Here is a 12636-nt window from a genome sequence, read left to right as displayed (position 1 = left end):
GAGACTCCTGGCTGCCGGATGGCGCGGAAGAGGTGCTCCTGGTGACCTCCTCCGCCTTCCTGCAGGCCGAAGTGGAGCGTATTGTCGCCGCAGCCGGAGCCCACCTTCGCGTGGTGGCCGATGCGCTTGAGGGCGGCCGGTACTGGGACGGCGCAGCGGCAGTTCTGGTGGGGAGTGACATCCGTGAACTGCCGCCCCGGCGGCGGGCACCAGCCGTCCTGGTGGGGCTGGATGGTGAAGGTGACAGCCTGTGGCACCTGGCGGCGGCCCTCGGCGCGGAGAGGGTGGCCGTGCTGCCGGATGCCGCAGCCTGGCTCGCCGACCACCTCAGCCGCTCCCGGTCCCCGGGCCCTGGCGGACTCATCCTGGGCATCACCGGCGGATGCGGCGGGGCCGGAGCCACCACGGCCGCTATCTGGATAGCGCAGGCGGCCGCCGGTCTGGGAGCCCGGGTACTGCTTGTTGACGGTGACCCCTGGGGCGGCGGGCTGGAACTGGCCATCGCTGCAGAAGAGAGCCCGGGCCTCCGCTGGCCCGATCTTTCTGAAGCCCGCGGCAGCATCGATCCCGGCCAGCTCTCCGATTCGCTGCCTGTCGCGGCGGGATTCTCCTTCCTGTCCTGGCCCGCCAGCCGGGAACAACCCGTTCAGGTAGCAGCGGCAACCACCACGGGGGTGCTGGATGCCGCGCGCCGGGGGTATGAGTTGGTGGTCGTGGACATTGGCCGGGGCGCCGGTCCGTTGCAGGCTTATGCGTGGGACTGCGACCGCATCATGATGGTGGTGCCGGCGCAGCTGAAGGCTGCGGTCGCAGCCGTGCGCCTGCTACAGGAGTTTCCACCCATTGAAGCTGCGCTTCTGTTGCGGGGCAGGCCAGGGGCGGCACTGGATGGCCCCCTCCTTGCCGAGGCCATCGGGCTTACCGTGCAGGGCCGTGTTCCTGACCTCCGCGGTGTCAGTGCGGCCATGGAGTCCGGCCGCCTCCTGGACCTCGGCAGGCGGCGGAGCGTGAGGCATTTTGCTGCCTCCGTGCTCGATTCCCTGGGGGACGACCTGCCGGCAGGCGAGCTCGGATGAAACAGCAGCCTTCCCCGGAGGCAGCGGGGCCGGTGGACGGCCTGCGGCGGCGGGCCCGGAACATCGAAAACCAGCGCCGTGACCCGCGCCGGGATGCCCGCCTTCCGGTGGACTCGGGACTGCTGGAATCGGTCCGGGAATCCATGATGGCGGAGGCCGGGGCGGTCACTCCCTCCCGCGTGGCGGCTGCGGTGCAGGCCACCGGCAAGCTGCTGGGTACGGCGGGGTCACTCGCGGCGGTGGAGCGGATCAGCGCGGAGCTGAACGGGCTGGGTCCCCTGCAGGAGCTCACCCGGGATCCCGCAGTGACGGACATCTTCGTCAATGCCCCGGATTCCGTCTGGCTGGACCGCGGCCGGGGCATTGAACGCGTCCCTGCGGCTTTCACCGACGAGACCCAGTTACGGGCGCTTGCCTGCAGGCTGGTGGCGGCCGGAGGGCGCCGCCTGGACGACGGTTCGCCCTGCGTGGATGTGCGGCTGCAGGGCGGCTACCGCGTCCATGCCGTGCTGCCGCCGGTGTCCACCACAGGAACGTTGCTCAGCATTCGAATCCGCCGTGAGCGGGTCTTCACCCTGGACGAGTTGCAGGGCGCCGGCATGTTCGGCCCCCTTATCAGGGAAGTCCTGGAGAAGGTGCTGGAACTCAGGCTGAGCTTTCTGATCAGTGGGGCCACCGGTTCCGGCAAGACCACGTTGCTGTCCACCTTGCTGGGACTCTGCGCCCCGCAGGAGCGGCTGGTCCTCATTGAGGATGCATCCGAACTAAACCCCGTCCATCCGCATGTGGTCTGCCTCGAATCCCGGCACGGAAACCTGGAAGGCGGCGGGCAGGTGGACCTGGGCGAGCTTGTCCGGCAGGCCCTGCGCATGCGGCCGGACCGGCTGGTGGTCGGGGAGTGCCGCGGCGCCGAGGTACGCGAATTGCTGACAGCAATGAATACCGGCCACAGCGGAGGGGGCGGAACCATCCATGCAAATACCGCTTCGGCGGTTCCTGCCCGGCTCACGGCACTTGGTGCGCTCGCCGGGTTGAGTCCGGAGGGGGTTCAGCTTCAGGCAGCCAGTGCCCTTGACGTGGTGATCCATGTCGAAAGGACCAACCGCAGCAGGGAAGTGACTTGCATTGGAATCATTGCTGACGGCCCGGAGGGCCTGCGGGTTCTGTCCGCCCTGGAGGCACCAGAGGGTACGGCCGTTCCAGGTCCGGCATGGCACACCCTTGCCAGCCGGCTTGGCCTCGAACCGGAGGCTGTCCTGTGACGGTTTTCCTTGCGGCCGCCCTGATGCTGGCTGCGGTACTTATTCTTCGCCCGCCCAGGGGAGCGGCGGCGAGACTCCGCCGCTCCGCCGGCGGCTGCGCTCCCTCAGCAGCAGCCAGTCATTGGGCTCGCCTGTTCCGGCGGGTCAGGCCCGGCAGCAGGAAAGCGGCAATCTCAGGGTCCCCTGTACCCATGACCCTGGTGGTTCAGCAACTGGCCGCACTGCTTAAAGGCGGGCGAACTCCTGCCCGGCTATGGGACGAGCTGTGGTTTGTGTACGGCGCTGGCGCGGGGAACCCGTCCGGCCCGACTGCCTCGCGGCCAGGTTCCGGCCCGCGGCCAACATCAATCCCTGATGGGCTGCATACAGCAGCGGGAGGCTTGAACGCCAGCGGCCTGAGCGGAGGGTCGGTCGTTCTGCTGGCTGCAGCCCGTGCCGCTGCCAGCACCGGGACTCCCGTTTCGGAGGCGGTCCGCCGCTCACTGCCGGCAGCCTTCCCGCGGCCCGACAGGGAGTTCCGGATTTGGTCGGAACTGGCCGCGTGCTTTGACATCGCAGAAGCAAGCGGCTGCCCTCTGGCCGACGTGCTCACCAGGTTCGCGGCGCAGCTCGAAGTGGAGGACGACGCCGACGCCGCCCGCCAGACAGCCCTGGCGGGGCCCAGGGCTACGGTCAGTCTGTTGACCTGGCTTCCCCTGATGGGGCTGGGCCTGGGAATCGCCCTTGGTGTGGACCCGCTGGCCATACTGCTGGGCACTCCGCTGGGGCTCGCAGCACTGGCTGCCGGGATGGTGCTGACCGTTGCGGGCAGGGTGTGGTCCGCAAAGCTGGTGGCAGCGGCAGCCGGGGCGGGAGTGCCATGACCGAAGCTGCTGTTGTGGCCATTGCTCTCTTCTTCACGATGTCCGCGGCAGCGTGGCTCCTGAGTCCTGGCAAAGGCGGTGCACGGAAGCGGCTGATTAACCTGTCATCGGCTGGTGCCGAGGTGTCCGGAGAAGATCCACCGGGCACGGATGGTTGGCGCCGGAACCGGGCCGGTCCCGATGGCTTGAGGGACACCGCCATGATGCTCGAACTTGTGGCCGCCATGCTGGACGCCGGGTCCGGAATTGGGCGCTCCCTCGAACTAGTGTCCGCGTCTGCTTCCAGCCAATACAGGGAGTCCCTCCGGCCGGTTGTTTCGGCGCTCGCGATCGGAGCGGACTGGGAAACTGCGTGGCGCAGTTCAGCTGTCCGGCTTCCCGGGATCCTGGAGCTGCGGGACGCTTTGGGGTTTGCGGCACTGACAGGTGCGCCGTCGTCGGCAATTCTTTATGCCCAGGCCGCCAGGCTCCGTCGCGAAAGGTTTCGTGCTGCTGAAAAGCGGGCAGCATCGCTGGGCGTGAAGCTGGTGGTCCCGCTGGGGCTGTGTTCGCTTCCAGCCTTCATCTGCCTGGGTGTGGTACCCGTCCTGCTTGCCCTGGTGCCGTCCGGATCGTAGCCGGAGCCGGAACCGGGTGCCGGTCGGCAGAAAAGACCCATTCTCCTTCCCTCCACAGCGGGGAAACAGACCTGGCTTTTCCACTTACGCCGGCGCAGGCCTTATCGCTCGCAGCCGGGCCCGGAAGAGTCGAAGAAGCCGGCAACCCCGCCGGCCCACAGAAAGGAAAGTCCATGTCCATCAACCAGGATCGCCACTACGCCGCCGGAACTGCAGCACTGGCAGCATCCCGATCGAAAACACAACGAAGCTGGGCAGGCGGCCGTTCGACGTACGCCCACCAAACCGGCACCGCTTCACTGCTGCCTAACGTCGTGGAGCTTTATCCCGGAGTAACTGCTCCCCGCCATCGTTCGGCCGTGGGCCGGCGGGTGCTGGGGTCGGAAGCAGGCATGGCCACCGCTGAGTACGCCATCGCGACTCTCGCGGCCGTCGGCTTTGCCGGGCTGTTGGTTTTCATCCTTCGCAGCGAGGAAGTACGGGGGTTCCTGCTGAATCTGATTCGCACGGCACTTGCACTGCCATGACCGGTGCACCGGACGCGATGCTCCTCCGGCTGCCTCCCGGCCCAGGCATCAGGAGGGGCATGCGGACGAACTCGGGGGCGTTGGGGCATTGCGGGCCAGGAGGGGGCTGGCACAGCAGGAGCACCATCCAAGCGGCAGGAGCCCGGGGTGCAGTCACCGCAGAGTTCGCTGTGACGCTGCCTGCCGTCCTGCTGTTGCTGGCCATGCTCCTTGCCGGTGCCGCGGCCGGTGTGACGCAGTTGCGTTTGGAGGAGGGAGCACGAGCCGGCGCCAGGGCACTCGCTCGCGGTGACGGTCCCGCAACGGTGGAAAGGATCGTCAGGACCCTCTCGGGCGCGTCAGCGTCGGCGGTTGTCGCGGCCGAGGGGGAGTGGCTGAGTGTAACCGTCACCGACCGGGTAGGCGGCCCACTGGGGGCGTCGATTCCTTGGACCCTCACGGCCCGAGCTTCGACCCGCAGTGAAACGGCAGCAGCAGGCCCGCACATACGGCAGGCGGGCAGGGCCGGGGCAGGTGCCGGATGAGGGGGCAACTGCACCAATCAAGCTGCACGAACACAGGAAGGAATGCTGTGCAGAAAAAGATGCCCGTGCATAAGGACCGCCGCACGCGCAGGGAGCAGGGCACGGACGGCCGGGAACGCGGCTCCGGTACCGTCCTGGCCGCGGGACTGGCCCTGGTGGTGATGATCGCCATGGCGCTGCTGCTGCTCCTGGCGCAGTCCGCCGTGATGGCCAGCAGGGCAGCCTCGGCCGCTGATCTTGCTGCGCTCGCCGGGGCCGACGCCCTACGCGGCATCAGGGACGGCGAGCCCTGCACGGTGGCTGCGGAAGTAGCTGCCCGGCATGCCGCCGCCATCGTCAGCTGCTCGGAGGGGGAGGGGCACACTCTTGAGGTTCGTACCGAACTGACGGAAAGGACTGTCTTGGGTGCAGCTACCGGCCATGCCCGCGCAGGGCCTCCCCCATAGCCCGCAACCTGCCCTCGTCGCCCGGCTTCCCCTCGGCTGTCGGCGCGCCCTTGGCCTGACGGAAGGCGACCGTCAGCGCCGGACGTCCACGCTCGTGGCGCTGGCCTCGGTGGCGTCCTTGAGCAGGACATCGAGCAGGGTGACCGCGGCCGCCTTGTCCAGCGGGTTGTTCTTGTTTCCGCATTTGGGCGACTGGACACAGGAGGGGCAGCCGGATTCGCACTCGCAGGCCTTGATGGCGTCGCGCGTCGCGGCCAGCCATACCTTGGCCTTGTCGAAACCGCGTTCGGCGAAGCCGGCCCCGCCGGGGTGCCCGTCGTACACAAAGATGGTGGGCAGCCCGGTGTCGGCATGCAGGGCAGTGGACACGCCGCCGATATCCCACCGGTCGCTGGAAGCCACCAGGGGAAGCAGGCCGATTGCTGCGTGTTCCGCCGCATGCAGTGCGCCCGGGAACTGGGCCTCGATCAGTCCGGCGGCGGTGAGGGACCGGTTATCCACCACGAACCACACTGCCTTGGTGAACAGGTCCCTGGCGCCAAGATCGAGCGGTTCCTCGCCAAGGATCTCATTGGAAATCAGGGCCTTGCGTTGAAAGGAGACCACCTGCGTGGTGACCTTCACGTCGCCGAAATGAAGCGAAACGTCGCCCCACGTGGCCGTGCGCTGGGTTTCCAGTACCGCGACCTGCGTCACATCCCGGGCCGTGGTGTAGTAGTCGGGATTGGCGCGGCGGACCACCACGCAATGGTCGTCCTCGTTGAGATCCTCCACCACGTAGCTGTCGCCCTGGTGAACGTAAACGGCCCCGGTGTGCGCCTGGTAATGCGTCTGGGGTGAGTCCATCGTTCCGAGCAGGGAACCAGTATCAGCATCCACGATGCTCACCGGGCCACCCCCGTCGGCCCTCAAATTCACCATTGCCGCGGCGCTCTGGGAATGGGTCCAGAACCAGCCGGCAGGGCGGCGGCGAAGATAGCCTTGGGCCACCAGACGGTCCAACAGCATTTCCGCGGTGTCCCCGAACAGGTCCAGTTCACCGACACCCAGCGGGAGTTCGGCTGCAGCCGCGCACAGATGCGGTCCCAGCACGTACGGATTGGAGGGGTCGAAGACAGTAGCTTCCACCGAGACGTCGAAGATCGCTTCCGGATGGTTCACCAGGAACGTGTCCAGCGGATCGTCACTGGCCACAAACGCAGCGATGGCGTCCTGCCCTGCCCGGCCAGCCCGGCCGATCTGCTGGAAAAGTGAGGCCCTGGTTCCTGGCCAGCCGGCCACCAGGACAGCGTCCAGCCCGGAAATATCGATGCCCAGTTCCAGGGCGGAGGTGCTCGAAACACCCAGGAGCCTGCCCGAGCGGAGCGCCTTCTCCACTGCCCGGCGTTCCTCGGGAAGATAGCCGGAACGGTAGGCCGCCACACGTTGCGGCAGGCTTGGATCGACCTCGTCCAAAAGGCGTTTGGTGATGGAGGAGATGGTCTCCGCCCCGCGCCGGGACTTGATGAAGGCTATGGTGCGGATCTGCGCTGACACCAGGTTGGCCAGCAGGTCCGCGGTTTCCGCGACAGCAGTTCGCCGCTCCTTGGCACCGTTCTCGCCCTTGAGTTCGGTCAGGGCAGGTTCCCAGAACGCCACTGTCGTCGCACCATGCGGTGAGCCGTCCTCCGACACGGCCTTCACCGGTGCACCGATGAGCCGGGCAAAGGAGACATCGGGTTCGGACGAGGTTGCTGAGGCTGCGATGAAGACAGGCTCGGGGAAAGCCGAGCCGGCACCGTAGTACGCACAGATCCGGCGCAGCCGGCGCATCAGGTTGGCTACGTGCGAACCGAAAACGCCCCGGTAGCTGTGCGCCTCATCGATGATCACGTAGCGAAGGCGGCGAAAGAACCCCGCCCACCAGGCGTGGTTGGGAAGGATCCCGAAGTGCAGCATGTCCGGGTTCGCCAGGATGAAGTTAGCGTGGTCGCGGATCCACCGCCGGGATGCCGGGTCGGTGTCGCCGTCATAGGTTTCTGCCCGGACTGTGGGTAGTTTCAGGGCCCGGATGGCGTTCAGCTGGTCGGCCGCGAGGGCCTTCGTGGGGGACAGGTACAGGGTGACCGCGCCGTCGTCGTGGATCTTTCCGGGGTCCGCAAGAACCCGCAGCTCGGAGCGGTGGATGGCGTCCAGCGCCGGCAACTGATAGGCGAGCGACTTCCCGGAGGCGGTGCCGGTGGCAACTACAACATGCTCCCCGCGGTGGGCGATGTTCGCCGCTTCAACCTGGTGTCGGTAGGGCACGTGGACACCGAGCGAACCATAGGCGGCCACGAGATCAGGGTGGACCCAGCCGGGCCACTGCTCATGCACTGCTTCCCGGGCGGGGATGGTGCGGACATGACGCAACTGCTCCGGGTCCGGGCCGCGGCCCAGCAAAGGAATCAGGGAGTCATGGGGGTTCACCCAAATATTGTTTCACCCCGAGAGTTACCAGCAGGCCCGGTTCGCCCTCGGGGTAACCGGGCAAGCCAGGCCGGGGCACGGGTTAGCTCAGTGAAAGATCGGACCCGTCGTGGGATGCCGAAAGCATCAGCACTCGGGAGACGGTGGTCCAGCCCAGGTGGGAATACAGCTTCTGGCCGTCCAAAGACGCCATGAGCAAGCCGCTGTGGACATCATGTTCAAAGGCCTGCGCCGCCAGTGCCCGCATGATGAAGCTGCCGAGTCCACGCCGCTGGAAGGCCGGTTCGGTGATGATCTTGTCGAACACCGCGGTCTCGCCCACCACAAAAACGCGGCCGCTGGCAGCCACAGTCTCCCCGGACCGGACAACCGCGTAGTGCACCCCGTCCTGCGCGGAGGTTGTCAGGGCCAGATCGTCGTCCGAAAGCCACGGATCCTCAGAGTCCTGGGTTTCCATATCCACGATCATCATGGCTTGGGAGTCCGAGGTGACGTTGAGCCCATGCTGGCGGGCCAGGGCCGAATACCGGGCGAGGTCGTTGGTCAGGATCGTCAGGCCCCTTGCCGGCACTTCCGCCGTCTTCGCAGCCAATGCCGCAAACTCCCCGTCCGTGGGCTCAGACGCGAAGAACTCCCATTCCCCGCTGGTGTCAGCCCGGAGCACGGCCGGAAATCGGCCTTCCGAGGATGCCCGGTACCCGCGACAGCCTGCCCAGCCGGCCACCCATACTTCGAGAAGGCCAGTCACGTCGTTAACAATGGTTTCCGGGCTCATGGGATGAGACTATTCCAGCCCGGTCACAAGCAACAGGGGTAGGCAGGCTGAAGCCCTGTGCTTATGCAATTGTGATGCCCGCCTTGCCGGACGCCCGGCAGGAGGTTTCCCCGATGCCGGGCCGGCGCCTTGCCGGACGCCGGGCCAGAGGTTTGTCGGACGCCGGGTGCGCCGCCCTGCCGGACGCCGCCGGAGGTTTGCCGGACGCCCCTGCCGGACGCAAGAGCCGGGCAGGCAGGCTCCCGGAATCCAAACCGGTACCCTTAAATACGTGGCTTTGAACCGAATTGTGCTCTTTTACGGCTTTACCCCCATCGCGGATCCTGATGCAGTGCGGCTCTGGCAGCGCGCCCTGTGCGAGAAGCTGGGACTGACCGGCCGCATCCTGATTTCCAAGGACGGCATCAACGCCACAGTCGGCGGGGAGATCGGCGCCGTCAAGCAGTACGTTAAGACCACCCGTGAATACAAGGGGTTCCACGGCATCGACGTTAAATGGTCCGATGGCGGCGCCGAGGACTTCCCCCGGCTCAGCGTTAAAGTGCGTGATGAAATTGTCTCCTTCGGCGCACCCGGCGAACTCAAGGTGGATGCCAACGGCGTCGTGGGCGGGGGTACCCACCTCAAGCCCGAAGAGCTGCACGAACTGGTTGACGCCAAGAAACAGGGCGGCGAAGAGGTGGTCTTCTTTGACGGCCGGAACGCCTTTGAGGCCCAGATCGGCCGGTTCAAGGACGCCATCGTGCCCGACGTTGCCACCACCCACGATTTCATCAAGGAGCTTGAGTCAGGCAAGTACGACTCCCTCAAGGACAAGCCTGTCGTCACCTACTGCACCGGCGGCATTCGGTGCGAAGTCCTGTCCAGCCTGATGGTCAACCGCGGCTTTAAAGAGGTGTACCAGTTGGACGGCGGCATCGTCCGGTACGGCGAAACGTTTAAGGACCAGGGTCTGTGGGAAGGGTCGCTGTACGTGTTCGACAAGCGCATGCACCTTGAGTTCAGCGAGGATGCCAAAACCATCGGAGAATGCACCCGCTGCGCGGCCCCCACCAGCAAGTTCGAAAACTGCTCCAACCCCAGCTGCCGCACCCTCACCCTGTACTGCGCCGGGTGCGCATCCAGCCCGGAAACCCTGCGGTGCCCCGAAGGCTGCGCCGCCTGACGATACCGGCTGCGCCGCCTGACGATACCGGCTGCGCCGCCTGACGATACCGGCTGCGCCGTCTGACGATACCCGCTGTGCGGCCTGAAGATACCAGCAGCAGGGACGGCGCTAGCCAGGGACGTCACAGGCGTCGGAGGCGATAGGCGTAATTGGCGCCCGTCCTGGACTCCACCGTGATGCTCAAGGCAGTTTCGGCGGAGAGATAGATGACGTTTTCCCGGTTGACCCCGCACCGCAAACCCAGGTCCACCAGGGTGAGTGAGTCGCTCCGGACTGTAAAAGTCACCCGCCGCTGGCTCCGGCAGGTGAGCGCCAGCGCGTAGGTGCCGGTGCCCACAACGGCTGTGGTTTCGGTCCGCACCTCGCCTGCGGCCAGCAGCCCGGCGGCTGCATGGACCACCGGGTGCCCGGTGTCGGGCAGGGTCCGCGCAACCCACGCTTCAAGCTCGGCCTCGCTGACTGGCTCGCGCTGCAACGGATCCCGTGTGAAGACCGGCGCCGGGGCTACCGTCTCGGCGGTGTCGCCCCAGCTCCGGCCGTCCTCGTACGTGTATTCACAGCCGCTGATCGCCAGACCGGCCGACAGCACAAGGCCGAAGACGACGGCGGCCACTGGGTTCCGCATCAGCGGTGCCCGGGCAGTCCGCCCCGGAGAAGGCACGGAGAACCTCCGCACACTGGGCATAGTCCGACTTTAAGCCCGCGCGCCCCTGCGGGCTATACCTATTCGGCGGGCGCCAGGTGATAGGCGTAGATCAAGGGTGCGTCCACGCTGGAAGTGCTGATTTCCAGGGTCCCGGAGCGCGGCAGCGTGATCCTGGTAATTTCCTTGCTGCCGTTGCAGGCCGCCCCGGCGTCAACCACAGCTTCCCCGTCCAATGACACTGCGAAGAAGGCCTTGCCTCCGCCCTCGCACGTCGCCGTCAGGGTGTAACGGCCGGCAGGGACGTCACCCGCCTCCTGGACGAGGCGGTCCCGGTTGAGGATCTTGCCGGCGTCTTCGATCAGGCTGTCAGGGGCCGCCGGCAGTGCAGTGGCGCGCCACCCGGGAACGTCCGCGTTCTCGATCGAGACCACGGGCGAGCACCCGGCCAAGGCCGCAGCCGCCAACCCCGCAAGTGCCCTGGCCGGTAGCCGGGAAAGCCCTGACGGGGCACGCTGCTTCCGGGCGCGCGGAAGGGTGGAAGGCATTGTTGGCATCCCTCCACGCTACCGCGTCCAGCGCCCATCACGGTCTCCAGCTCGCGGCGCCCGACTAAGCTTGAGCGGTGCCTAAATCCCCATACGAGTTCACCTCCGGCAACACCCCCGGAGCTCCACGCAGCGATGTCCCGGAGCTCCTCACGGCACTTGCCGCGGACCTGCGCCTGGTGGATTACACGCTCGACGGCGTCGCCGGGCTTTTGGGCGAATCGGCCTATACCGCGCTGAACCGTGACCAGATCATCCCGGCCATGCTGGCTGCCGAGCGCGCGGAGCAGCGGGACGAGGGCGCCAAGGCGCTCGCCGCCGTCGTCCGCCTGTGGCTGCTCGCCGAGCCGCAGCCCAGCGAAACGCTCGACGCCGCCCTGCCGCAGATTCGTGCCGAGGGCCTGCAGGAGCTGGGGCTGGTGGAGCCGGTTCCCGGCGGTTCCCTCCTGGCCGCGAAAGCTGACCTGAGGCCGTACGGCTGGGACGCAAACGAGGACGGCAGCGGCGGCGCCGAACTGTGGGTGGCCAGCGACCTCGCGGCGCACCAGCAGGAAGGGGTGCTCCGGCACGACCACGTCCTGGGCATCGGACAGGCCTCCACCACCCTGGTGCAGACCACGTTCCGCCGCCACACCAGGCGTGCGCTCGACCTGGGGACGGGCTGCGGTATCCAGGCGTTCCACCTGCTGCACCACTGCGAGCACGTCACGGCGACGGACATTTCCGAACGGGCGCTGGCCTTTACGCGGTTCAACATCCTGCTTAACGCCGAGGCGCTGTCGGTGGACCCGGGCCGGTTGGAGGACCGGGTGAGCCTGCGCCTTGGCTCGCTCCTGGAGCCCGTTGCCGGCGAGGAGTTCGGCCTGGTGGTCTCCAACCCGCCCTTCGTTATCACTCCGCGCAGCGCCGGGGAGGAGGCGTCCGGGCAGTTCACGTACCGCGACGGCGGGCTGCCGGGCGATGACATCGTGGCGTCCCTCGTGGCCGGGCTGCCCACCGTGCTGGCTGCCGGCGGCACCGCACAAATGCTCGGTAACTGGGAGGTGCCGGCCGGGGCGGCCTGGCAGGAACGCCCCCAAGGCTGGGTGCCCGACGGCGTGGACGCCTGGTTTATCCAGCGGGAGCTGGTGGGGCCGGAGGAGTATGCCGAAACGTGGCTGCGCGACGCGTCCGAAGGCCGGGACCGGCAGCACTACCGTGACGCCTACGCGGCCTACCTTGCAGACTTTGACTCCCGGAACGTGGCGGGAATCGGCTTCGGGATGGTCCTGCTGCGCCGGCCCCTGACTCCCGGGCAGGCCGCCGTCACCCGGTTCGAAGAGATCACCTACCCCATCGAGCAGCCCATCGGGCCCCACCTCGGCGCCGCCCTGGAACGCCAGGACTGGCTGGCAGCGAACAATATCAGCGACGCGCACCTGCTGGTGGCCGACGACGTCACCGAGGAACGCCACCAGCGGCCCGGCGCCGAACACCCCGGGGTGATCCTGCTCCGCCAAGGTGCCGGCCTGCGCCGGACCAACCTGCTCAGCACCGAACTCGCCGGCTTTATTTCCGCCTGCGACGGCGACCTCTCCGCCGGCCAGATCGCCGGTGCCCTGGAGGCGCTGCTGGGCGGTGGCGCGGACGTCCGAGGAAGCGGGGAGGACGGGTTCGACGCCGGCTCGTTCCGGAGCGGTCTGCTTGCCGATGTGGCCAACCTGGTCCGGGACGGCTTCCTGATCCCTGCCGCGGACTGA

The 12636-nt window shown here is 67.3% G+C and carries 13 protein-coding genes; 9 read left to right on the top strand and 4 right to left on the bottom strand.

Features of this window, described 5'->3' with window-relative positions; translation table 11 throughout:
* The first annotated feature begins 11 nt into the window (after positions 1–11).
* The 7 genes from ssd (at position 12) to M1D93_RS16145 (ending at position 5315) form a co-directional block, all read left to right on the top strand.
* The gene (gene ssd, locus M1D93_RS16175) at positions 12–1076 is read left to right on the top strand and encodes a septum site-determining protein Ssd (protein WP_461175044.1); all 1065 of its coding nucleotides are present in this window, start codon (positions 12–14) and stop codon (positions 1074–1076) included.
* Positions 1073–2338 (top strand): TadA family conjugal transfer-associated ATPase, encoded by a 1266-nt coding sequence (locus M1D93_RS16170; RefSeq protein WP_461172485.1) that lies wholly within the window; start codon positions 1073–1075, stop codon positions 2336–2338. The genes ssd and M1D93_RS16170 overlap by 4 nt, the downstream gene beginning before the upstream one ends.
* Entirely contained in the window at positions 2335–3201 is an 867-nt protein-coding gene (locus M1D93_RS16165; protein ID WP_461172484.1) for a type II secretion system F family protein, read from the top strand. Before M1D93_RS16170 ends, M1D93_RS16165 begins: the two co-directional genes overlap by 4 nt.
* Positions 3198–3818: a type II secretion system F family protein gene (locus M1D93_RS16160; RefSeq protein WP_461172483.1), complete on the top strand. Its 621-nt coding sequence runs from the start codon at positions 3198–3200 to the stop codon at positions 3816–3818. Before M1D93_RS16165 ends, M1D93_RS16160 begins: the two co-directional genes overlap by 4 nt.
* A 173-nt stretch (positions 3819–3991) precedes the next feature.
* Positions 3992–4345: a DUF4244 domain-containing protein gene (locus M1D93_RS16155; protein WP_461172482.1), complete on the top strand. Its 354-nt coding sequence runs from the start codon at positions 3992–3994 to the stop codon at positions 4343–4345.
* 59 nt (positions 4346–4404) lie between these two features.
* A complete protein-coding gene (locus M1D93_RS16150; protein WP_461172481.1) occupies positions 4405–4869 on the top strand; it encodes a TadE family type IV pilus minor pilin in 465 nt (154 codons plus the stop codon).
* Between the two features lie 59 nt (positions 4870–4928).
* Positions 4929–5315 carry an Rv3654c family TadE-like protein gene (locus M1D93_RS16145; protein WP_461175043.1) on the top strand — a complete coding sequence of 129 codons (387 nt, stop codon included), beginning with the start codon at positions 4929–4931 and terminating at the stop codon, positions 5313–5315.
* Positions 5316–5387: 72 nt separating this feature from the next.
* Here the strand turns inward: M1D93_RS16145 and M1D93_RS16140 are convergent, their stop codons facing one another.
* Together M1D93_RS16140 and M1D93_RS16135 are read right to left on the bottom strand one after the other, a co-directional pair.
* Positions 5388–7763 (bottom strand): DEAD/DEAH box helicase, encoded by a 2376-nt coding sequence (locus M1D93_RS16140; protein ID WP_461172480.1) that lies wholly within the window; start codon positions 7761–7763, stop codon positions 5388–5390.
* Positions 7764–7845: 82 nt separating this feature from the next.
* On the bottom strand, positions 7846–8538 hold the full coding sequence (locus tag M1D93_RS16135; protein WP_461172479.1) for a GNAT family N-acetyltransferase: 693 nt from the start codon (positions 8536–8538) through the stop codon (positions 7846–7848).
* A gap of 271 nt (positions 8539–8809) precedes the next feature.
* On the opposite strand from M1D93_RS16135, the gene trhO reads away from it, so the two are divergent.
* Positions 8810–9703: an oxygen-dependent tRNA uridine(34) hydroxylase TrhO gene (trhO, locus tag M1D93_RS16130; protein WP_461172478.1), complete on the top strand. Its 894-nt coding sequence runs from the start codon at positions 8810–8812 to the stop codon at positions 9701–9703.
* A 124-nt stretch (positions 9704–9827) separates the two neighbouring features.
* Here the strand turns inward: trhO and M1D93_RS16125 are convergent, their stop codons facing one another.
* Positions 9828–10331: a hypothetical protein gene (locus M1D93_RS16125; protein WP_461172477.1), complete on the bottom strand. Its 504-nt coding sequence runs from the start codon at positions 10329–10331 to the stop codon at positions 9828–9830.
* A 98-nt stretch (positions 10332–10429) separates the two neighbouring features.
* Positions 10430–10897 carry a hypothetical protein gene (locus M1D93_RS16120; protein WP_461172476.1) on the bottom strand — a complete coding sequence of 156 codons (468 nt, stop codon included), beginning with the start codon at positions 10895–10897 and terminating at the stop codon, positions 10430–10432.
* Positions 10898–10974: 77 nt separating this feature from the next.
* On the opposite strand from M1D93_RS16120, the gene M1D93_RS16115 reads away from it, so the two are divergent.
* Positions 10975–12636, top strand: coding sequence for a DUF7059 domain-containing protein (locus M1D93_RS16115; RefSeq protein ID WP_461172475.1), 1662 nt, complete (start codon positions 10975–10977; stop codon positions 12634–12636).

Source organism: Arthrobacter sp. Z1-9 (genome assembly GCF_054792695.1).
The sequence above is the reverse complement of the archived record's forward strand: the minus strand, read 5'-3'. Positions and strand labels throughout refer to the sequence as shown.